This window comes from Aeromicrobium sp. Leaf289 (assembly GCF_001423335.1).
GTDB lineage: Bacteria > Actinomycetota > Actinomycetes > Propionibacteriales > Nocardioidaceae > Aeromicrobium.
This window is the reverse complement of the sequence record NZ_LMNK01000002.1, coordinates 339,841-358,181: the sequence shown is the minus strand read 5'-3', so window position 1 is coordinate 358,181 and position 18,341 is coordinate 339,841. Positions and strand designations below refer to the sequence as shown.

Annotated in this window: 18 protein-coding genes and 1 pseudogene; 13 read left to right on the top strand and 6 right to left on the bottom strand. The window is 72.5% G+C overall.

Annotated elements, in window-relative coordinates; all coding sequences use genetic code 11:
- Positions 1–13 precede the first annotated feature (13 nt).
- On the bottom strand, positions 14–337 hold the full coding sequence (locus ASF37_RS05615) for a 4-fold beta flower protein (RefSeq protein WP_055962160.1): 324 nt from the start codon (positions 335–337) through the stop codon (positions 14–16).
- A 100-nt stretch (positions 338–437) separates the two neighbouring features.
- Positions 438–1,136 (bottom strand): aspartate/glutamate racemase family protein, encoded by a 699-nt coding sequence (locus ASF37_RS05610; protein WP_056579432.1) that lies wholly within the window; start codon positions 1,134–1,136, stop codon positions 438–440.
- A 46-nt stretch (positions 1,137–1,182) separates the two neighbouring features.
- Here ASF37_RS05610 and ASF37_RS05605 point away from each other — a divergent pair, with 46 nt between their 5' ends.
- On the top strand, positions 1,183–1,611 hold the full coding sequence (locus ASF37_RS05605; protein WP_055962154.1) for an OsmC family protein: 429 nt from the start codon (positions 1,183–1,185) through the stop codon (positions 1,609–1,611).
- A 1-nt stretch (position 1,612) separates the two neighbouring features.
- Here ASF37_RS05605 and ASF37_RS05600 read toward each other — a convergent pair whose 3' ends face one another.
- Positions 1,613–2,536, bottom strand: a complete 924-nt coding sequence (locus tag ASF37_RS05600) for a serine/threonine-protein kinase (RefSeq protein WP_055962150.1) — start codon at positions 2,534–2,536, stop codon at positions 1,613–1,615.
- A gap of 89 nt (positions 2,537–2,625) precedes the next feature.
- On the opposite strand from ASF37_RS05600, the gene ASF37_RS05595 reads away from it, so the two are divergent.
- Both ASF37_RS05595 and ASF37_RS05590 read left to right on the top strand, forming a co-directional pair.
- Positions 2,626–3,210, top strand: a complete 585-nt coding sequence (locus ASF37_RS05595) for an RNA polymerase sigma factor (RefSeq protein WP_056557036.1) — start codon at positions 2,626–2,628, stop codon at positions 3,208–3,210.
- 34 nt (positions 3,211–3,244) lie between these two features.
- A complete protein-coding gene (locus ASF37_RS05590; RefSeq protein WP_056579430.1) occupies positions 3,245–3,961 on the top strand; it encodes a hypothetical protein in 717 nt (238 codons plus the stop codon).
- Positions 3,962–3,982: 21 nt separating this feature from the next.
- On the opposite strand, the gene ASF37_RS05585 is transcribed toward ASF37_RS05590, so the two are convergent.
- Complete coding sequence (locus ASF37_RS05585; RefSeq protein WP_056579429.1) at positions 3,983–4,837, bottom strand: NAD(P)-dependent oxidoreductase; 855 nt, start codon at positions 4,835–4,837, stop codon at positions 3,983–3,985.
- Between the two features lie 96 nt (positions 4,838–4,933).
- On the opposite strand from ASF37_RS05585, the gene ASF37_RS05580 reads away from it, so the two are divergent.
- From ASF37_RS05580 to ASF37_RS05570, 3 genes are read left to right on the top strand one after another with little or no spacing between them, the layout of a single operon-like run.
- Positions 4,934–5,812 (top strand): alpha/beta fold hydrolase, encoded by an 879-nt coding sequence (locus ASF37_RS05580; protein WP_056580441.1) that lies wholly within the window; start codon positions 4,934–4,936, stop codon positions 5,810–5,812.
- Positions 5,797–6,567: an enoyl-CoA hydratase-related protein gene (locus tag ASF37_RS05575; RefSeq protein WP_082480635.1), complete on the top strand. Its 771-nt coding sequence runs from the start codon at positions 5,797–5,799 to the stop codon at positions 6,565–6,567. The genes ASF37_RS05580 and ASF37_RS05575 overlap by 16 nt, the downstream gene beginning before the upstream one ends.
- Entirely contained in the window at positions 6,564–7,232 is a 669-nt protein-coding gene (locus tag ASF37_RS05570; protein ID WP_056557044.1) for a nitroreductase, read from the top strand. Before ASF37_RS05575 ends, ASF37_RS05570 begins: the two co-directional genes overlap by 4 nt.
- Before the next feature lie 741 nt (positions 7,233–7,973).
- Here ASF37_RS05570 and ASF37_RS05565 read toward each other — a convergent pair.
- A complete protein-coding gene (locus ASF37_RS05565) occupies positions 7,974–9,413 on the bottom strand; it encodes a hypothetical protein (RefSeq protein ID WP_055962133.1) in 1,440 nt (479 codons plus the stop codon).
- Positions 9,414–9,562: 149 nt separating this feature from the next.
- Between ASF37_RS05565 and ASF37_RS05560 the strand changes: the two genes are divergently transcribed.
- From ASF37_RS05560 to ASF37_RS17715, 7 genes and pseudogenes are all read left to right on the top strand, one after another.
- Positions 9,563–11,131 (top strand): molybdopterin-dependent oxidoreductase, encoded by a 1,569-nt coding sequence (locus tag ASF37_RS05560; RefSeq protein WP_055962130.1) that lies wholly within the window; start codon positions 9,563–9,565, stop codon positions 11,129–11,131.
- 29 nt (positions 11,132–11,160) lie between these two features.
- Complete coding sequence (locus ASF37_RS05555) at positions 11,161–11,817, top strand: fasciclin domain-containing protein (RefSeq protein ID WP_055962128.1); 657 nt, start codon at positions 11,161–11,163, stop codon at positions 11,815–11,817.
- Between the two features lie 194 nt (positions 11,818–12,011).
- On the top strand, positions 12,012–12,983 hold the full coding sequence (locus ASF37_RS05550) for an ATP-binding cassette domain-containing protein (RefSeq protein ID WP_055962125.1): 972 nt from the start codon (positions 12,012–12,014) through the stop codon (positions 12,981–12,983).
- The gene (locus ASF37_RS05545; protein ID WP_055962123.1) at positions 12,980–13,798 is read left to right on the top strand and encodes an ABC transporter permease; all 819 of its coding nucleotides are present in this window, start codon (positions 12,980–12,982) and stop codon (positions 13,796–13,798) included. The genes ASF37_RS05550 and ASF37_RS05545 overlap by 4 nt, the downstream gene beginning before the upstream one ends.
- A 26-nt stretch (positions 13,799–13,824) precedes the next feature.
- On the top strand, positions 13,825–14,562 hold the full coding sequence (locus ASF37_RS05540) for a methyltransferase domain-containing protein (protein WP_056579427.1): 738 nt from the start codon (positions 13,825–13,827) through the stop codon (positions 14,560–14,562).
- 10 nt (positions 14,563–14,572) lie between these two features.
- The gene (locus ASF37_RS05535; RefSeq protein WP_056579425.1) at positions 14,573–16,171 is read left to right on the top strand and encodes an FAD-dependent oxidoreductase; all 1,599 of its coding nucleotides are present in this window, start codon (positions 14,573–14,575) and stop codon (positions 16,169–16,171) included.
- Positions 16,168–17,295, top strand: a pseudogene (locus tag ASF37_RS17715) (cytochrome P450); the annotation flags it as partial. The gene ASF37_RS05535 and the pseudogene ASF37_RS17715, both read left to right, overlap by 4 nt.
- A gap of 71 nt (positions 17,296–17,366) precedes the next feature.
- Here the strand turns inward: ASF37_RS17715 and ASF37_RS17555 are convergent.
- On the bottom strand, positions 17,367–18,311 hold the full coding sequence (locus tag ASF37_RS17555; RefSeq protein WP_056580437.1) for a phytoene/squalene synthase family protein: 945 nt from the start codon (positions 18,309–18,311) through the stop codon (positions 17,367–17,369).
- Positions 18,312–18,341: the final 30 nt, after the last annotated feature.

Here is an 18,341-nt window from a genome sequence, read left to right as displayed (position 1 = left end):
GTATCCGGTGGTGTCAGCCGGCCCGGTGCAGCTGCTCGACGTCGTCGTAGGCGAACCGGTTGGGGAACTCCAGCGGCGTGGTGGGCCGCCCGGAGGGCTCGGCACGCTCGGGGTGCTCGACGTCGGCACTGCACACCCGGTTGCCGCAGTCGTTGCGGCGCACGAGCCGGTCGCCCACGACCGACCCGAGGTAGTGACCGCGCGCGTCGACGACGTCGGTGCCCTCCCAGGGCATCCAGCCGATCCAGCGTCCGGCCGTGTCGAACACGTGCTCGTCGTCCCAGGCGCGTCGGAACGCGATGACGTCTCCGTCGAGGTCGTACAGGTACACGCTCATGTGGTCAGGCTCCCGAGATGGTGCTGGTCTTCTCCCCTCCTTGACGGTATGACGACACGATGATGACGCGGTGAGAACGCACCAAGATGATCCCGATGGACTAGTCAGTCCTGGCCAGCGCACGCTCGACGGCCGTCTCGACGTGGATCCGGGTGGTCGCGAAGACCGGCACCGGACTGTCGTCGGCCGAGACGAGCAGCTCGATCTCGGTGCAGCCGAGGACGATCCCCTCCGCGCCGTCGGCCACCAGTCGGCCGATCACGTCGGCGTACGCGGCACGTGAGGTCTCGCTGACGATCCCGCGCACGAGCTCGTCGTAGATCACCCGGTGCACGGTCGCGCGGTCGTCGGCGCCGGGCACCAGGACCTCGATGCCGTGCCGGGCGAGGCGCTCGCGGTAGAAGTTCTGCTCCATCGTGAAGGCGGTGCCGAGCAGGCCGACCCGGCCCAGTCCGGCGTGCCGCACCCGTTCGGCGGCCGCGTCGGCGATGTGCAGCACGGGCACCTTCACGGCGGCCTCGACGACGTCGACGACCTTGTGCATGGTGTTGGTGCAGAGCAGCAGCAGCTCTGCACCCGCCCGCTCCAGCCGCTGCGCCCGGTCGGCGAGGAGCGCGCCGGCCTCCTCCCAGCGGTCCGTGGACTGGAGGGTCTCGACGTCGGCGAAGTCGAGCGAGTCGAGCAGGACGCGGGCGGAGTGCACGCCCCCGAGCCGCTCGCGGACGAGCACGTTGGCGAGCCGGTAGTACTCCGCCGTCGACTCCCAGCTCATCCCGCCGAGCATCCCGATCGTGCGCATCACGTCCTCGTTCCCGGGGCTCCCACCCCTGTTGCAGGATGGTCCCATGAGTGATGCGTCCGCGACCGAACAGCACCGTCAGGTGGGCCTGGAACGACTCGACCGCGGCCGCTACCGCGTCACCAACGCCCGGGGCGGGCAGATGGTGATCGGCGACGGCTCCGGCGACGACTTCACGCCCGTCGAGTTGCTGCTGGCCGCGATCGCGGGCTGCACGGCCATCGACGTCGACCTCGTCACCACCAAGCGGACCGAGCCGGAGCGGTTCGCGGTGACGGCCTCGGGCGAGAAGGTCCGCGACGACGACGGCAACCGTATGGACGACCTGCAGGTGCGCTTCGACGTGGCGTTCGGCGAGGACGAGGAGGGCGCGAAGGCGGCCGGCCGGCTCTCCGACGCGATCGCCAAGTCCCACGACCGGCTCTGCACGGTGAGCCGCACGGTCGAGCTGGGCACGCCCGTCGACACGCAGTAGGTCAGCGCAGGCCGTACCAGGTGGCGGTGGCAGCGGCGGCGAACAGCAGCAGCGCGGCCGGCACCACCACCCACGTCGGCCAGCCCGGCCGACGACGCGGGCGGTGCCCCGACGTCACCCGCTCCAGCTCGACGGCGAGCGCCTCGGCCGACGCGTGCCGGTGGTCCGGGTCGCGTGACAGAGCGCGGTCCAGCACGGCGTCGAGCCGCGACAGCAACGGGGAGGCGGCCGCGCCGCGGGTCCGGGCGAGACCACGGGGCCGTTCGCCCTCGGAGCGTCGCAGGACGGCGGCGGCGTCGGGCACGTCGAAGGGGAGCGCACCCGTGACGAGGACGAAGGTCACGACCGCGAGCGCGTACACGTCGGTGCGGGCGTCGATGCGTCCGCCCGACGCCTGCTCCGGCGCCATGTACGCCGGCGTCCCGGTGGTCACGGTGAACCCGGTGGCCTCCGCCAGCCGCTTCACGCTGCCGAGGTCGGCCACCAGCACGCGGCCGTCGTCGGCGACCAGGAGGTTGCCCGGCTTCACGTCCCGATGCACCACACCCGCCGCGTGCAGCACGTGCACCGCCCGGCAACCCTCGACGGCCAGGCGCACCGCTTCAGCCGGCGCGAGCGACCCGTCGGCCACCGCGTCGAGCGACCCGCCCCCGGCGAAGTCCATGACGAAGTAGGGCCGGTCGGTCCCGTCGAACGTCTCGGTGCCGATGTCGTGCACCCGCACGACGCGGGAGCTCTCGAGCCGTCGCAGCAGACGCGCCTCGGCCAGGAAGCGTTCGCGCACGTCGGCGTGGTGGGCCCAGTTCTCCGCCAGCACCTTCACCGCCACCGGCACCTCGAGCTCGGTGTCGTAGCCCCGCCACACCGTGGCGAACGCGCCCGACCCCTGGACCGCGTCGAGCCGGTACCTCCCGATCTGCCTCATCACGGGACAGTATGGTCGCTGGCGTGGCCCCCGGCGGTGAGCCCGGCGGGGGTGCCGGGCCGTGGACGGCAGACGAGCAAGGGGGATCCATGGAGGACGACCAGCTGCTCGAGCTCGTGGCGCGGGCCCAGGCCGGCGACGCCGACGCCATGGAGGACCTGCTCGCGCACCTGCGTCCGCTCGTGCTCCGGCGCTGCTCGAAGTTCCTGCCGTACTCCGGCGACGCCGAGGAGGCCGCGCAGGAGGCGCTCCTCGTGGTGGCGCAGAAGCTCCACACCTTCGCCGGCCGCGGCTCGTTCGTCGGGTGGGTCACCGTCGTCGCGTCCAACACGGCGCGCCAGGCCTACCGCTCCATGCGGCGTCGCTTCGACGAGGGCTCCACCGACCTCGTGCCCGACGCGCCCGACCCTCGCACGACGAGCGTCATCGCAGGCACGCGGCTCGACCTGCTCGACGCCCTGGAGCACCTCGAGCGCGAGCACCCGTCCGCCGTCGATGCGTTCGTGCTGCGCGACCTCGGGACGCTCCCCTACGACGAGGTCGCCGCCCTCACCGACGCGCCGCTCGGCACGGTCAAGGCACGCATCCACACCGCCCGCCGCTACCTGCGCGAGCGGCTCGGCCAGGACCCACCGCCCGGTCCGGACAACCTTTCGGGTCCGGACGGCATCTGATGGTGCAGATCCCCTCACCGAAGGACGCACGCTCATGATGCAGACCAAGCTCGCTCTCACGCTGCTCGCCGGAGCCGTGGTGCTGGGTGTCGCCACCGGGGCGGTCGCCGCGGCCGTCGGTGGCGACGACACCGCCGGGCGCGACACGCCACGCGCGTCGGCCTCCCCGACTCCGTCGCCGACGGCGGAGGAGAAGAAGGAGGAGACCGAGCCTGCCGCGGCAGCGCCGACCGTCGAGTCAGGCGGGGGCGATCAGGGGGTGCCCGAGGCAGGTCCGGGTCTGCTGCCGCCGTCGGACCTCCTCATCACCCCCGGTGCGGTCGGTCCGGTGAGGGCGGGCATGACGAAGGCGCAGGCGCTCGCCACCGGCTACTTCGTGGCCGACGTCCCCGCGCCCGTCGACGGCTGTCCCGTGCGCCCCCTCACGTGGCGCGACGAGTACGTGAACACCGTCGACCTGCAGACCGCCGAGAACGGCGACGTCCTGTCGGTCGGCGTCCGCCAGCCCGGCCCCCACACGCGGTCCGGCTTCGGTGTCGGCACCACGTGGGCCCAGCTGAGGTCCGTCGCGAGCGACCCGCAGGATGCCGGCTACGGCCAGACCGGCGTGTTCGTGCGCGAGAGCAACGACGCGAGCTGGATCGGCTTCCTGTTCGACACGACGCCCGACCAGCTGGCCGACGACGACCGCGTGACGTTCGTCGAGGTCACCAAGGGCGGGCAGCCCGGCCTCGTGCGCGACGGCTGCTGAACCGGATCGTCCGCCGACGGGCTACAGACGCTTGGCGGGGTCGTGCGGGCCCTTCGGCTCCACCCAGAAGTCGAGCGCCAGGTCCTCCTCGCGACCGCCGTTCAGGTAGATCGACAGGTCGGTGACGCCCTCGGCCTCGAGGACCTCGTCGTCGATGAAGAAGTTCCCCGTGCACTCCCGGCTGGGTCGCGTGAGGATCGCGTGGGCGGCGTCGGCCATGATCGCCGGCGTCCGGGAGCTGGTCTCCAGCCCGGCGCCCACCACGTTGCGCACGGCGGCGGTGTCGATCGCCGTGCGTGGCCACAGCGAGTTGCACGCGACCCCGTCCTCGCGCAGCTCCTCGGCCAGGCCCAGGGTCACGAGGCTCATGGCGTACTTGGCGATCGCGTAGGCGGTGAACGTGCCGAACCACTTCGGGTCGAGGCTGATCGGCGGGCTGAGCGTGAGCACGTGGGGGTTCGCCGACGCACGCAGGTGAGGGATGCACAGCTTGGACAGCAGGAACGAGCCGCGCGCGTTGATCTGCGTCATGAGGTCGTACTTCTTCATCGAGATGTCCTCGGTGCGGGACAGGTCGATCGCGCTGGCGTTGTTGACGACCAGGTCGACGCCGCCGAACGTCTCCACGGCCCGGGCCACGGCGTCCTCGACGAAGGCGTCGTCGCGGATGTCACCCACGAGCGGCAGCGCGCGGCCGCCGGCCTCCTCGATGGCGGCGGCAGCGGTGTGGATCGTCCCGGGCAGCTTGGGGTGCGGCTCGGACGTCTTCGCGAGCAGCACCACGTTCGCGCCGTCGCGGGCGGCGCGCACCGCGATGGCCTCCCCGATGCCTCGGCTGCCTCCGGACATGATCATCGTCGTTCCGGCCAGGCTCATCGGGGGTCCTCTCGTCGTGGACGTGCGTCCTCGCTATCGTGCTGGGGACGACAAGAACAGTCAAGGTTGATTGTTTCTCTGGAGGTGGCGGCACCGATGGCGCAGGACGTACCGGCCTGGTTCACGGCCGCCCTGGCGGAGCAGCCCGAGCACGCCACGGTCGACGTCGACGGCGTGCGCATCACCTACCGGGCGTGGGGCCCGGTCGACGAGCCCGTCACGGTGCTCGTGCACGGCGGCGCCGCGCACGCGGGCTGGTGGGACCACGTCGGGCCGCTGCTCGACGGACGCGTCGTCGCCCTGGACCTGAGCGGGCACGGGGACAGCGACCACCGCGACGTCTACGCGCTCGAGACCTGGGCGGCCGAGGTCATGGCCGTCGCGCGGGCGCAGGGCAGCACCCGTCCCCCCGCCGTGGTCGGCCACAGCATGGGCGGGTTCGTGGCCCTCACCACTGCGCGGGACCACGGCGCCGCACTGGCCGGGGCCGTCGCGATCGACTCGCCGGTCCGCGAGATGTCGAGCGAGGCGCGAGCGTGGATCGCCTCGCACGGCGTCATCCCCGCCCCGAAGCTGCACCCCGATCGTGAGGTGATCCTCGCCCGGTTCCGCACGCTCCCGGCCGACGACGCCACGCTCGACTTCGTGCACCGCCACATCGCCGAGGGATCCGTGCGCGAGGTCCCGGCGTCCGACGGGGAGCCCGGGGGGTGGCGCTGGAAGTTCGACCCACGCATCTTCCTGCGGTCGCGCATGGAGCCCGAGGAGCTCGCCGAGGCGGCCTGCCCGGTGGCGCTCCTGCGCGGAGACCGCGGCATGGCCACGTCGGACATCACCGACGCCGTCGCCGAACGGCTCGGCGGGCACGTGCCGGTGACGGTCGTGCGAGACTCCGGGCACCACGTGATGCTCGACCAGCCGCTGGCGCTCACCGCCGCCGTGCAGGCCATCATCGGAGAATGGAGACGCCCGTGACGAGCGACCCGACCAGCACCGAGCTGCTGCTCGACACCACCGAGGGCATCCTCTCGATCACCTTCAACCGTCCCGACGTCATGAACGCGCTCGACGGTGCCATGCTCGAGCGGGCCGCCGAGGCCGTCGAGACCACCGACGCCCGCGTCGTCGTGGTGACCGGCGCGGGCCGTGCCTTCAGCGCCGGAGCGGACCTGCGTCGGCTCGAGCGGGGCGGCACGCACGAGAACGGCAACCGGCTCGTGCGCGCACTGGTCTCGACGGACCGCCCGGTCGTGGCCGCGGTGAACGGCCCCGCCGCCGGCATCGCGATGTCGGTGGCGCTGGCCGCCGACGTGACCGTCGCCCACGAGTCGGCCTACTTCCTGCAGGCGTTCGTCAACATCGGCCTCATGCCCGACGGCGGGGCGACCGAGCTGCTCGCCGCGTCGGTGGGTCGGGCCCGGGCCAACCGCCTCTCGCTGCTGGGCGAGCGGCTCCCGGCCGCCGAGGCGGCGCAGATGGGACTCATCGACCGGTGCTGCGGCGACGACTACGCCGAGCAGGTGGCCGAGCTGGTCGCGAAGCTGGCCAACGGCCCCACGGCCGCGTACGCCGCCACCAAGCAGGCCATCGCCGCCAACACGCTGCGCCACCTCGACGAGACGTTGGACCGCGAGCTGCGCCTGCAGCGGGAGCTCGCCGACACGGCGGACTCGAAGGAAGGCATCCAGGCGTTCCTGGACAAGCGCGCCGCCGGGTTCGTGGGCCGATGAGCGAGAGCCGGATCGAGGCCCTCGAGGCGCTCCTGGAGGAGCGCTGGAGCTGCCGCGGATACACCGACGAACCGGTCGAGGCGGCCACCATCGAGCGGCTGCTGACCGCCGCGCAGCGCACCCCGTCGTGGTGCAACACCCAGCCGTGGCACGTGGTGGTGACCGCCGGAGGCGAGACCGAGCGGCTCAAGCAGGCCATGGCCGACGACGAGCGCTTCGGCCCCGACCTGACCTTCCCGGAGTCCTACGAGGGCGTGTACGCCGAGCGTCGGCGCGAGTCGGGCTGGCAGCTGTACGAGGCGGTCGGCGTGGTGAAGGGCGACCGGGCCGGGTCCGCCGCCCAGACGATGCGCAACTTCGAGTTCTTCGGCGCCCCGCACGTCGCGATCGTCACCACGACCCGCTCGCTCGGCGTGTACGGCGCGATCGACTGCGGTCTGTACGTGCAGTCCTTCCTGCTCGCGGCCCAGGCCCTCGGTCTCGGCGCCTGCGCGCAGGCGGCCCTGGCCATGCGCTCGGAGCTGCTGCGCGAGTGGTTCGACCTCGACGACGACCGTCAGGTGGTGTGCGGCATCTCCTTCGGCCACCCCGACCTCGACCACCCCACCGCCTCCTACCGCACCTCCCGCGCGTCGCTGGACGAGGCGGCCGAGCTGCGGCTCTGACTCCGCCCTGCGGCTGCGCCTCGGCGGGTGGGTCTGGTCCTGCGGCGCCACTGCTCGGGTGGGTCTCGTCGTGCGGCTGCGCTGCTCGGGCGGGTCTCGTCGTGCGGCTGCGACTGCTCGGCTGGGTCGTGTCCTGCGGCGGCGCTGCCTCGGCCCCGCGTCGACCTGCGCTCCGAAAGGGGCCTCGACCGGCGGCGGGGTGCGCGCTCGGCCCGGGTTCTCGGGGCGCGGGTACCGCACGATGATGCGTCCGGGGCGTCCTGACCGCTTCGTTGCCCTGTCGTGCGTCGGTCGGGGCCGTCAGAGGTAGGTGGCGCGCGTTATCCGCCGGGCGGAGGTAGGTGGCGCGCGGATACGGGCCTTCATACCGCGGGTCACCTACCTCTGACGCTCCGATTCCGCGCGCTACCTACCTCTCACCCGTATTGGGCAGTGGGAGGTAGGAGACGCACCGCATGCGGGCGGTTTGAGGTGCGAGACCTACCTCTGACGGCCTGGTTCGGTGCGCTACCTACCTCCGACGGCCCAGGACCGGCCCGCGGCACCGGGGCCCGGCCGAGCGGGAGCCCGTCCGCCGGTCGAGGCTCCTTTCGGAGACCGAGCCGAGACCCGGGCGGAGCAGCGCGGCCGCAAGTCCAGACCCAGCCGAGGAGACGCAGCCGCAGGACGAGACCCAGCCGAGCCAGCGCACCCCAGGTCGAGCCCCACCCAGCGAGCGCAGCCGCAGGTCGAGCCCCAGGCTCACCCCCGCAGCGCCCCCACGCCCAGCACCGCGGCGAGGCCGAGGGCGGAGCGGGGGTGGTAGGCCGCCGTCCAGAGTCCGCCGTGGGCGGCGCCGCGAGCCTCGTCCTGCCACGGCTCGGCCTCGGCGGGCAGGCCGGCGCGGAGGTCGTGGACCAGGAGCGCGGCCATCAGGGTGTTCGACGTGGCGGGGTCGAAGATCTCGACGCCGAAGCGGTGCGCGCCGGCGTAGGCCGCCGCCAGGGCCTTGTTCTTCACGACCGACCGTGTGCGGGTGGCCGGTGCCACGTTGAGCGACACCGTGGTGCCGGCGGCGCGAGCGGTCGTGGCACGCCAGCGCTGCAGCCGCTTGGCGAACGCGTAGTTGGGACCCTGCTGCGGGACGAGGGCGTCGCAGATGCCCGGGTCGGCGCCGGGCGGGTAGTTCCGCTGCAGGAGCCGTCCGCCGCTCGCCACGCGTGTGGCGTGGCGAGCCATCCGACCGAACCGGCCGGCGCGGTACGCCGCCTCCGACCTCGCCACGTCGTCGGCACCGACGGCGAACACGTCGGTGGGTGTGGCCAGGAAGGCCAGCGCGGTGTCGGGGCGCTCTCGCACCAGGTGGTCCGCGAGCGCGTCCGCGGCCATCGAGACCCGGACGTGCTGCCCGCCGTCGGCGTAGCAGTAGTTGCCCAGCACGACGCGGGACTCGAAGGAGCCCAGCCAGTGGGCGAGGGCCGGCAGCTCGCGCACCAGGTCCGCGCCGACGTCGCTCCCACCGTCGGGTCGACCGTGGGTCACGATCCGACTGGGCACGTGCACGCGGCCCGCCCCGCCCGTCGCGACCTCGGCGATGCGGCCCTGCACGTCGGCGCGGGGCAGGTCGACGGCGGCCACCTCGGCACCCCACCGCTGCAGCGCGCGGTACGGACCCATCTCGGCCCCCGCCCCGAGCACGACGACGAGGTCGCCCTCGAGCCGCAGCCAGTCGGGGTTCGCCTGCACGGTGCGCACCGCGTCCGCGCACGACGGCGTGACCACACCACGGTCCAGCCAGTCGTCCAGCTGGCGAAGGAGGGCGTCGCCCCCCAGCCTCTCGCCGCGGTAGGGCACGGTCAGCTCGGTCTCCGGCTCCGCCTCGCCCTGGACGGTGGTCGTGCTGAGCACCTGGTCCAGCGGCGTCACCGCCAGGGCCTCGTCGAGGGCGACGTCGTCGAACCGCATGGCCGCATGCGCGCTGCGCAGCCCCTCGGCCGCGATCGATCGCGCAGCCGCCGCATCCCCGACGCCGGCCTCCACGGCCCGGCGGAAGTGCTGGAGGTACTGCCGCCGCCAGGCCGTCTCGTGCTCGACGGCGCGCGCACCGACCGGATCGGCGGGCCGCAGCGCATCGGCCAGGACCTCCCTCGCCGTGGCGGACGTGCTCTCGGACCGGAACTGCACTCCCTCGCGCGTGGTCATGACGACAGCCTAGGAACCCTGGGAGCGCAGGGGAAACCGGCGGCCGAAGGTAACTGCGAGTGACACACGATCTTGTTCACGACACGCCGACGTGAACACTTTTTTGGATCTGGACCCATCCAGGCCCGTCACGGTCCCGAATCACGTGCATGAGCCACTCGATCGCCACCCAGACCACGCGGGCCACCGCTCCGTGGTGGACCGGTGCCGTGTCGGGCCTGCTCGCTGCGGTCGCAGGCGTCGCAGCCGGATCGGGCGTCGCCACTCTGCTGGGCGTCCCGACGCCGATCGAGTCGGTCGGCAACCGGGTGATCGACCTGGTGCCCCGTCCGCTCAAGGAATTCGCCATCGAGCAGTTCGGGACGAACGACAAGCCCGTGCTCATCGGCGGCGTCGCCGTGACCCTCCTGGTCGCCGCGGCCGTCGCCGGCTGGTTGGGCCTGCGTCGGCCGCGGCTCGCCCTCGGCATCACGGCGCTGCTGGGGATCGTCGCTCTCCTGACCGCGGTCCTCGACCGCACCTCGACGGCCAACGTCGTCGTCACCGCCATCCCCTCCGCCGTCACCCTCGTCGTGAGCGTGTTCCTCCTGATGCGCTTCCTCAGCGCACTCGAGCTCGCGCCGAAGGTCGGTGACGAGACGCCCGCCGGCTTCGACCGCCGCGCCTTCCTGCAGGTCGTCCTGGCCGCCAGCGCCGTCATGGCGATCGGCGGCGGCGTCACCCGCTTCCTCGGCTCCAGTGCCGGTCGTGAGTCCCGTGCCTCGGTCAAGCTCCCGAAGGCTGCCGTACCGGCCAGCGCGGTGCCGGCCGGCGCCCAGGTGGAGCTGAAGGGGATCAGCCCCTACGTGACGCCGAACAAGGACTTCTACCGCATCGACACCGCCCTGCGCGTGCCGCAGGTCGACGCGAGCACGTTCAACCTCCGCATCCACGGCATGGTCGACCAGGAGCTCAACCTCTCCTTCGAGGACCTGCTCAAGGAGCGCCTCGTGGAGCGCCGCATCACCCTGACCTGCGTCTCCAACGAGGTCGGCGGCCCCTACGTGGGCAACGCGGCCTGGCTGGGCATCCCCGTGGCCGAGCTCCTGGCCCGCGCCGGGGTCAAGGACGGCGCCGACGCCGTCAAGACCACCAGCGCCGACGACATGACCATCGGCACCCCGCTCGAGGCGCTCACCGACACCGACCGTGGTGCGCTGATCGCGGTCGGCATGAACGGCGAGCCGCTGCCGCTCGAGCACGGCTTCCCCGTCCGCATGGTCGTCCCCGGCCTCTACGGCTACGTCTCCGCCACGAAGTGGCTCGTCGACATCGAGGTCACGAAGTTCTCGGACTTCAAGGCCTACTGGTCGACGCGCGGCTACTCCGAGGAGGCGCCGATCAAGCTGTCGTCCCGCATCGACGTCCCCAAGGCCTTCCAGGCGCTGCCCCGCGACAACGTCCGCATCGGCGGCGTGGCCTGGGCGCAGACCGTGGGCATCGAGCGCGTCGAGGTCAAGATCGACGACGGCGACTGGCAGGACGTCGAGCTCGCGGACCGCGACGGCGTCGACACGTGGCGACAGTGGTCCTGGACGTGGGAGGACGCCACCGAGGGGACCCACCAGGTGACCGTGCGTGCGACCGACGCCGACGGCACCACACAGACTTCCGACCGGGTGCCCATCGCACCGGACGGATCGACCGGCTGGCACAACGTCAGGTTCCGCGTCGAGTAGCAGGAAACACCCAACCAAGGAGAAGAAACATGCGCACGACGACCAAGAGCAAGACCCTCGCGATCACCGCCGTGGCCTCGCTGTCCCTGTTCACTGCGGCCTGCGGCTCGAGCGATGACGACGCCGCTTCCTCGTCCGACAACGAGACCTCGGCGCCCGCGTCCGAGGACGCGTCCGACGCCGGTTCCGACCTCGTCGGCCCGGGCTGCGCCGACTACGCCGCGCAGGTGCCGGACGGCGCCGGCTCGGTCGAGGGCATGGCCCAGGACCCGGTGGCCACCGCCGCCAGCAACAACCCGCTGCTGAAGACGCTCGTCGCGGCCGTCTCCGGTGAGCTCAACCCCGACGTGAACCTGGTCGACACCCTCAACGGTGGCGAGTTCACCGTGTTCGCGCCGGTCGACGACGCCTTCGGCAAGCTGCCCGAGGAGACCGTCAAGACGCTCGGCACCCCCGAGGGCGCCAAGACGCTCGAGTCGGTCCTGACCTACCACGTCATCCCCAACCAGATCGCTCCCGCCGACATCGACGGCACCTTCAAGACCGTCAACGGCGCCGAGCTGACCATCACCGGCGAGGGCGACAACATCCGCGTCGGCGACCAGGCCGGTGTGATCTGTGGTGGCGTCAAGACCGCCAACGCCACGGTGTACCTCATCGACACGGTGCTCATGCCCCCGGCCTGATCATCGAGTCCCGATCACCCGAGGTGATCGAGGCGCGGTCGTGAGCCCGACGTGAGCGACCACGCCGACGACTGATCGACGCGAGGCCCGGACCCTCCTCCAGGGGGTCCGGGCCTCGTGCTGTCCCCTGGCCGTCGGGCACCTCACGAGTCCAGGTCTGTATTCCTGTCAGTAACACGTGGCACGATGTCGCCATGACCACAGCGATCCGTACCGAGGGCCTCGTCAAGCTCTTCGGCGAGAACCGAGCGGTCGACGGTGTCGACCTGCAGATCCCGGCCGGAGGCGTCTACGGCGTGCTCGGGCCCAACGGAGCCGGCAAGACCACCACCATCCGCATGCTCGCCACGCTCATCAAGCCCGACGGCGGTCGGGCCGAGGTGCTCGGCCACGACGTCGTCGCCGAGTCGGCCGCGGTGCGATCGAAGGTGGCCATGACCGGTCAGTTCGCCTCGCTCGACGAGGACCTCACGGGTCTGGAGAACCTGGTCATGCTGGCCCGGTTGTACGGGTACCGCGGTGCTGCGGCCCGCGACCGCGCCCACCAGCTGCTCGACGCCTTCGACCTCACCGACGCCGCGGGGCGCCAGGTCAAGGCCTACTCCGGCGGCATGCGTCGACGCATCGACATCGCCGGCAGCATCGTGGTGCGACCCGAGCTGATGTTCCTCGACGAGCCCACCACCGGTCTCGACCCGCGCAGCCGCAACCAGGTGTGGGACATCGTGCGGGCCCTCGTGTCCGCCGGCACCACGGTGCTCCTCACCACCCAGTACCTCGACGAGGCCGACCAGCTGGCCGACAGGATCGCCGTGATCGACCGCGGCACGGTGATCGCCGAGGGCACGACCGGTGAGCTCAAGGCGTCCGTGGGAGCGGGGGCACTCAAGGTGCGGGTGGCCGACCAGGCCGACCGGGAGCGTGCCGCGTCGGTCCTGGCCGCGACCCTCGACGCCGAGGCCGTGCTCGAGAAGGACCCCTACGCCCTGTCGTTCTCGGTGCCGTCGCCGCAGGGCGTCCCCGATGCCCTCGTGCGCGTCGCCGAGCAGGGCATCGCGGTCTCGGAGTTCTCGCTCGGCCAGCCCAGCCTCGACGAGGTGTTCCTCGCCCTCACCGGCGAGCACGTCACCGACGTCGAGCCCGACACGACGGAGGTCCCGGCATGAGCACCACCATGGACGCCAAGGTCCGCGAGGCGGTCGGCAGCAGCGAGCGCCCCGAGCCGGTGGGCCCGCTGGGCTCGTCGCTGATCTTCACGCACCGGGCCCTGCTCAAGATCAAGCACGTGCCCGAGCAGCTGTTCGACGTGACGATGTTCCCGATCCTGTTCACGCTGATGTTCACCTACATCTTCGGCGGCGCGATCGCCGGGTCCACCGGTGAGTACCTGGAGTACCTGGCGCCGGGCATCCTCGTGCAGACCGTCGTCATGATCACCATGTACACGGCCATGACCATCAACAACGACATCAAGAAGGGCGTCTTCGACCGCATCCGGTCCCTCCCGGTCTGGCGTCCGTCGCTCATGGTCGGGGCCCTGCTCGGCGACACCCTGCGCTACACGATGGCCTCGGTCGTGATCCTGGTGGTCACGATGCTCATCGGGTACCGGCCGCCCGGCGGTCTCGTGGGCGTGGTGGCGGCCGTCCTGCTCCTGCTGGTGTTCTGCTTCAGCGTCAGCTGGATCTGGACGCTGCTCGGCATGAAGCTGCGCAGCCCGGAGTCGGTGATGGGGGTCTCGATGATGGTCCTGTTCCCGCTGACGTTCCTGTCGAACGTGTTCGTGCCCATCGAGACGATGCCCGACTGGCTGCAGCCGGCGGTCGAGAACAACCCGGTCTCGATCCTCGTCGACGCGGTCCGCAGCCTCATGGTCGGCGATCCGCACGGCGGGTCCATCGTCACGGTCCTCGTGATCTCGGGCGTGTTCGTGGCCGTGTTCGGGCCGCTCACCATGCGGGCGTACTCCCGCCGGTCCTGAGGGGCGAACCCCCGTAGGCTGGGCGGGTGGAGCCGACCTCTGGGACCTTGCTCGCGGACGAGTTCGACCGCGCCGCGCCCCGCTACGACCTGCTCACCTCGCTCAACCCCGGCTACGTCGACGCGTTGCGCGACGCCGCGCGCCGACTGGTGCTGAGCCTGCCGGTCACGGGCTCGGCGCCGACGCTGTGGGACCTCGGCTGTGGCTCGGGCCTCTCCACCCGGGCCCTGGTCGACGCCGCCGGACCGGGCGCCCGCATCGTGGGCCTCGACGCGTCGGCCGGGATGCTCGCCCAGGCGCAGGAGAAGGACTGGCCCGACCACGTCAGCTTCGTGCAGGCGCGGGCCCAGGACCTGCCCGGTGTGGCCGCGGTCCAGCTCGACGGCCCGGCCGACGGTGCGTTCGCGGCCTACCTGCTGCGCAACGTGCCGCAGGAGCAGCGTGACGACGTGGTCGCGACCATCGCCGACCAGGTGCGCCCCGGCGGCTGGATCGCGCTGCAGGACTACCACGTGAAGGGCTCGCGGACGGCCGAGGCCGTCTGGAGCGCCGTCTGCTGGGGCGTCGTCACGCCGCTGTCCGTGGCGGTGCGCGGCAACCCCGCGATCTACCGGTACCTGTGGCGAAGCGTGCTGCGCAACGACTCCACCGCAGAGCTGCAGGCGCGGCTCGAGCGTGCCGGTCTCACCGACATCACCTGGACGACGGCCGGCGGCTGGCAGCGGGGCATCCTGCACACCGTCCTCGCCCGACGTCCGCTCTGACCCGCGCGTGATGGCCTCACGTCCTGTCCCGCCCGGTCGCGACCGGAACGCCGTGCTCCACCGCGCTGACCCCGGCTCCTCGCGGCTGGGCGACGACCGACACGTCGTGGTGGTCGGGGGCGGCATCGCCGGCCTCGGCGCCGCAGTGGTGCTGGCCGAGCGCGGCGCCCGGGTGACCCTGCTCGAGGCGTGCGACCAGCTGGGTGGCCGGGTGCGCGCCTGGCCGCTGGCCGACGACGGCGACACCGGATCCGGCGGAACCGACGCCTCGCGCACGATGAGCCGCGGGTTCCACGCGTTCTTCCGCCAGTACTACACGCTGCGCTCGCTGCTGCGCCGCGTCGATCCCACGTTGTCGCACCTGGTGCCGGTGCCCGACTACCCGCTGCGCCGCGGCGACGGGCTCACCGACTCCTTCGCGGCCCTGCCGGCCACACCGCCGTTCAACCTGCTGACCTTCGTGCTGCGCAGCCCCACGTTCCCCGTCTCGGCCCTGCCGTCGGTCCACGTGCCGAGCGCCCTCGAGCTGGTCGACGCCTCCTACCCGGCCAGCCACGAGCGCTACGACGGCGAGTCCGCCCAGGACTTCCTCGACCGGCTGCGCTTCCCCGAGGGGGCGCGGCACCTCGCGCTGGAGGTCTTCGCCCGATCGTTCTTCGCCCACCCCACCGAGTTCGGGGCCGGTGAGCTGGTCGGCATGTTCCACACCTACTTCACCGGCAGTTCCGAGGGCCTGCTCTTCGACGTGCCCGACGACGACTACGACGCCGTGCTCTGGGCGCCGCTCGGCCGCTACCTCGAGGGACTGGGCGCGCGAGTGCGCACCGGCGCGCGGGCCGACCGGGTCGCACCCGACGGGGACGGCTGGCTCGTGCACACGGGGGAGGAGGCCCTGCGGGCCGACGCCGTGGTGCTGGCGACCGACCCCCGCACCACGCGCACGCTCGTGGCCCCCCTGCCCGCCGACGACGACGACCGTCGCGACTGGCACCGCCGCGCTGCCGCCGGCCGCAACGCCCCGCCCTTCGCGGTGCTGCGGCTGTGGCTCGACGGCACGGTCGCGGCGGAGCGGGAGGCGTTCCTCGGCACGAGCGGGTACGACCTGCTCGACAACGTCACGGTGCTGGAGCGCTTCGAGCGCGGGGCCGCCGAGTGGTCCGCCCGGCACGGCGGCTCGGTGGTGGAGCTGCACGCCTACGCCACCGACCCCGTGCGTGACGCAGACCTGGCCGGCGACGGCCCCGGAGGTCTCGACGTCGCCCTGGTGCGGCAGCGGCTCCTGACCGCCCTGCACAACGTGTACCCCGAGACCCGCACGCTCGGGATCGTGCACGAGGAGCTGCTCGTGGAGGACGACTGCGGACTGGTGGGCACAGGACCGTGGCGCGACCGCCTGACCGTCGACACCCCCTACGCCGGGCTCGTGCTCGCCGGCGACGGGCTGCGGGTCGACTGGCCGATCGCGCTCATGGAGCGGGCCGCCACCACCGGCGTGCTCGCGGCCAACCAGCTGCTCGCGGGGTGGGGCGTGCGGGGCGAGGACGTGTGGACCGTCCCGCTCGACGGCCTGCTGCGCCGACGCCCACGGCTGCCCTCGCTCTCGCGATGAGCGACGCCACCCGGTCGCGACGTCGCGCCGTCCTGCCCGACGAGGCGGGGCACGAGACGGGCGACCCGCGCGTGGAGCGGGTCGACGCCGGCGGCCGCCCCGGCGTCAGCACCGTCTGGCGGATCCGGTCGCTCGAGGCCGCGCGTCAGGTGCTGCGCGCCCGGCACGCCACGACCCAGGCGGGCTTCACGGCCGAGGCGATCCCGCAGGGCTACCTCGAGCACCACCCGATCCTGGTCTCCGACGGCCCGAAGCACGACGAGCAGCGCCGCAAGGTGGCGCGCTTCCTCGCACCGACCGTCGTGGCGGAGCGGTACACCGACCTCATGCACTCCGTGGCCGACCGGCTGCTCGCCGAGGCCGTCGCCGACGGCGGGTGCACCCTCGACGAGCTGGCGCTGCTGTACACGGTCGAGGTCACGGCCGAGGTCGTCGGGCTCACCGAGTCGTCCGTGCCGCGCATGGCGCGACGGCTGGAGGCGATGTTCAGCCAGCCGCCGTTCGACATCACCCGCCGAGACCTCGGCAGGTCCCGCCGGCAGTGGATGCAGGCCGCCTACCGCGGGCTGCTCCCGGTGGGTCGGCTGTTCCTGGCCGACGTGCGCCCCGCCGTCCGGGCGAGGCGACGCGAGCCGCGCGAGGACATCATCAGCCACCTGCTGGCCGAGGAGTACTCGACGGCGAGCATCCTCGTCGAGTGCGTCACGTACGGCACGGCGGGCATGGTCACCACGCGCGAGTTCATCGTCATGGCCGCGCTGCACCTGCTCGACGACGACGCCCTGCGCGCCCGCTACCTGGTGGCGCCCGAGTCCGAGCGGCTGGCGATCCTGGGCGAGATCATCCGGCTCGAGCCCGTCGTCGGGCACCTGTACCGGCGGGCCCAGCAGGAGATCGCGGTGACCGACGGCGACGACGCGTGGACGATCGAGCCCGGTGACCTCGTCGACGTGTGCGTGCGCCCCGGCAACGCCGACCCCCGCGCGGTGGGCGACGCCCCGCTCGACCTGTGCCCCGGCCGCTCCCTGCCCGCAGGCGTGGGTGACCCGGTGCTGGCGTTCGGCGACGGCGAGCACAAGTGTCCCGGGCAGCCGCTGGCCCTGCTGGAGTCCGACGCCCTGCTGCTGCGGCTGCTGGCGCTCGAGCCGCGGCTGGAGGCCGAGCCCGAGCTGGGCTGGGACCACCTGATCGCCGGCTACTGGCTCCGGGGGGCGAGGCTGGCCCTCGGCGAGGGCGGCACACCGCGGCCCGGACCGCGCACCAGCACGTCGGCCAGGATCGCGACCTTGGTGCGTGGCCTCACCCGGAGGCGGCCCGAGAAGACGTCGTAGTCGGCCTCCTCGACCAGGTCGAGGATGCGCGAGTACATGCGCAGCGCGGTGGCCACGCAGCGTGCCCCGGGCCTCGGCAGCATGGCCACGCCGGGAGCCGCCTCGCGGTACAGCGCGCGGTTGCGCTCCACCTGCTCGGCCATCATCGAGCGCCACGCGGGGGTGACCCGGCGCGTCCACGGGTCGGCGCCGTGTCGCCTCAGGTCCTCCTGGGGGAGGTAGACCCGCCCGCGGTCGAGGTCCTCGCCGACGTCGCGCAGGAAGTTCGTCAGCTGGAACGCGTGCCCGAGCGCGCGGGCCGGTTCCTTCGCCGCCGGGGTGAGGGGCTGCAGCACGGGCAGCATCATCTCGCCGATGACAGCGGCCGAGCCCTCCATGTAGCCGTCGCGCAGGTCCTCCCACGTCTCCCACGTGGTGCGGGTCAGGTCCAGCTCCATGGCGCGGAAGAATCGGTCGAAGCACTCGGGGTCGGTGCCACGGCGCTGCAGGCTGTCGACGACGGCGGCCATGACGGGCTCGTCGGACCGGCCGGCGGCCACGCAGTCCCAGAAGTGCTGCTCGAACATCCGCAGCCGCACGCCGGGGTCGACCTCGCCGTGGCCAGGGACGGCCGGGTCGACGCGCTCGGGCTCGTCGACGATGTCGTCGGCGAGCCGGCACAGCGCGTAGACGGTGTAGACGTCGATCCGCTGCTCGCGGGGGAGCAGCCGCGCACCCCAGTAGTAGGTGGTGCCGTGGCGCTTCGTCAGCTCGGCGCACCGCGCGTAGCCCTCGGCCAGCCGCGGGTCGGGGTGCAGGGGGCGTGCCATGGTGCAGCCCAGCCTACTGAGGTGCGGGAG

Coding starts and splice junctions, on each gene's coding strand:
- ASF37_RS05615 (WP_055962160.1), bottom strand. CDS start 337: ATGAGCGTGTACCTGTACGACCTCGACGGAGACGTCATCGCGTTCCGA.
- ASF37_RS05610 (WP_056579432.1), bottom strand. CDS start 1,136: ATGCGCACGATCGGGATGCTCGGCGGGATGAGCTGGGAGTCGACGGCG.
- ASF37_RS05605 (WP_055962154.1), top strand. CDS start 1,183: ATGAGTGATGCGTCCGCGACCGAACAGCACCGTCAGGTGGGCCTGGAA.
- ASF37_RS05600 (WP_055962150.1), bottom strand. CDS start 2,536: ATGAGGCAGATCGGGAGGTACCGGCTCGACGCGGTCCAGGGGTCGGGC.
- ASF37_RS05595 (WP_056557036.1), top strand. CDS start 2,626: ATGGAGGACGACCAGCTGCTCGAGCTCGTGGCGCGGGCCCAGGCCGGC.
- ASF37_RS05590 (WP_056579430.1), top strand. CDS start 3,245: ATGATGCAGACCAAGCTCGCTCTCACGCTGCTCGCCGGAGCCGTGGTG.
- ASF37_RS05585 (WP_056579429.1), bottom strand. CDS start 4,837: ATGAGCCTGGCCGGAACGACGATGATCATGTCCGGAGGCAGCCGAGGC.
- ASF37_RS05580 (WP_056580441.1), top strand. CDS start 4,934: ATGGCGCAGGACGTACCGGCCTGGTTCACGGCCGCCCTGGCGGAGCAG.
- ASF37_RS05575 (WP_082480635.1), top strand. CDS start 5,797: ATGGAGACGCCCGTGACGAGCGACCCGACCAGCACCGAGCTGCTGCTC.
- ASF37_RS05570 (WP_056557044.1), top strand. CDS start 6,564: ATGAGCGAGAGCCGGATCGAGGCCCTCGAGGCGCTCCTGGAGGAGCGC.
- ASF37_RS05565 (WP_055962133.1), bottom strand. CDS start 9,413: ATGACCACGCGCGAGGGAGTGCAGTTCCGGTCCGAGAGCACGTCCGCC.
- ASF37_RS05560 (WP_055962130.1), top strand. CDS start 9,563: ATGAGCCACTCGATCGCCACCCAGACCACGCGGGCCACCGCTCCGTGG.
- ASF37_RS05555 (WP_055962128.1), top strand. CDS start 11,161: ATGCGCACGACGACCAAGAGCAAGACCCTCGCGATCACCGCCGTGGCC.
- ASF37_RS05550 (WP_055962125.1), top strand. CDS start 12,012: ATGACCACAGCGATCCGTACCGAGGGCCTCGTCAAGCTCTTCGGCGAG.
- ASF37_RS05545 (WP_055962123.1), top strand. CDS start 12,980: ATGAGCACCACCATGGACGCCAAGGTCCGCGAGGCGGTCGGCAGCAGC.
- ASF37_RS05535 (WP_056579425.1), top strand. CDS start 14,573: ATGGCCTCACGTCCTGTCCCGCCCGGTCGCGACCGGAACGCCGTGCTC.
- ASF37_RS17555 (WP_056580437.1), bottom strand. CDS start 18,311: ATGGCACGCCCCCTGCACCCCGACCCGCGGCTGGCCGAGGGCTACGCG.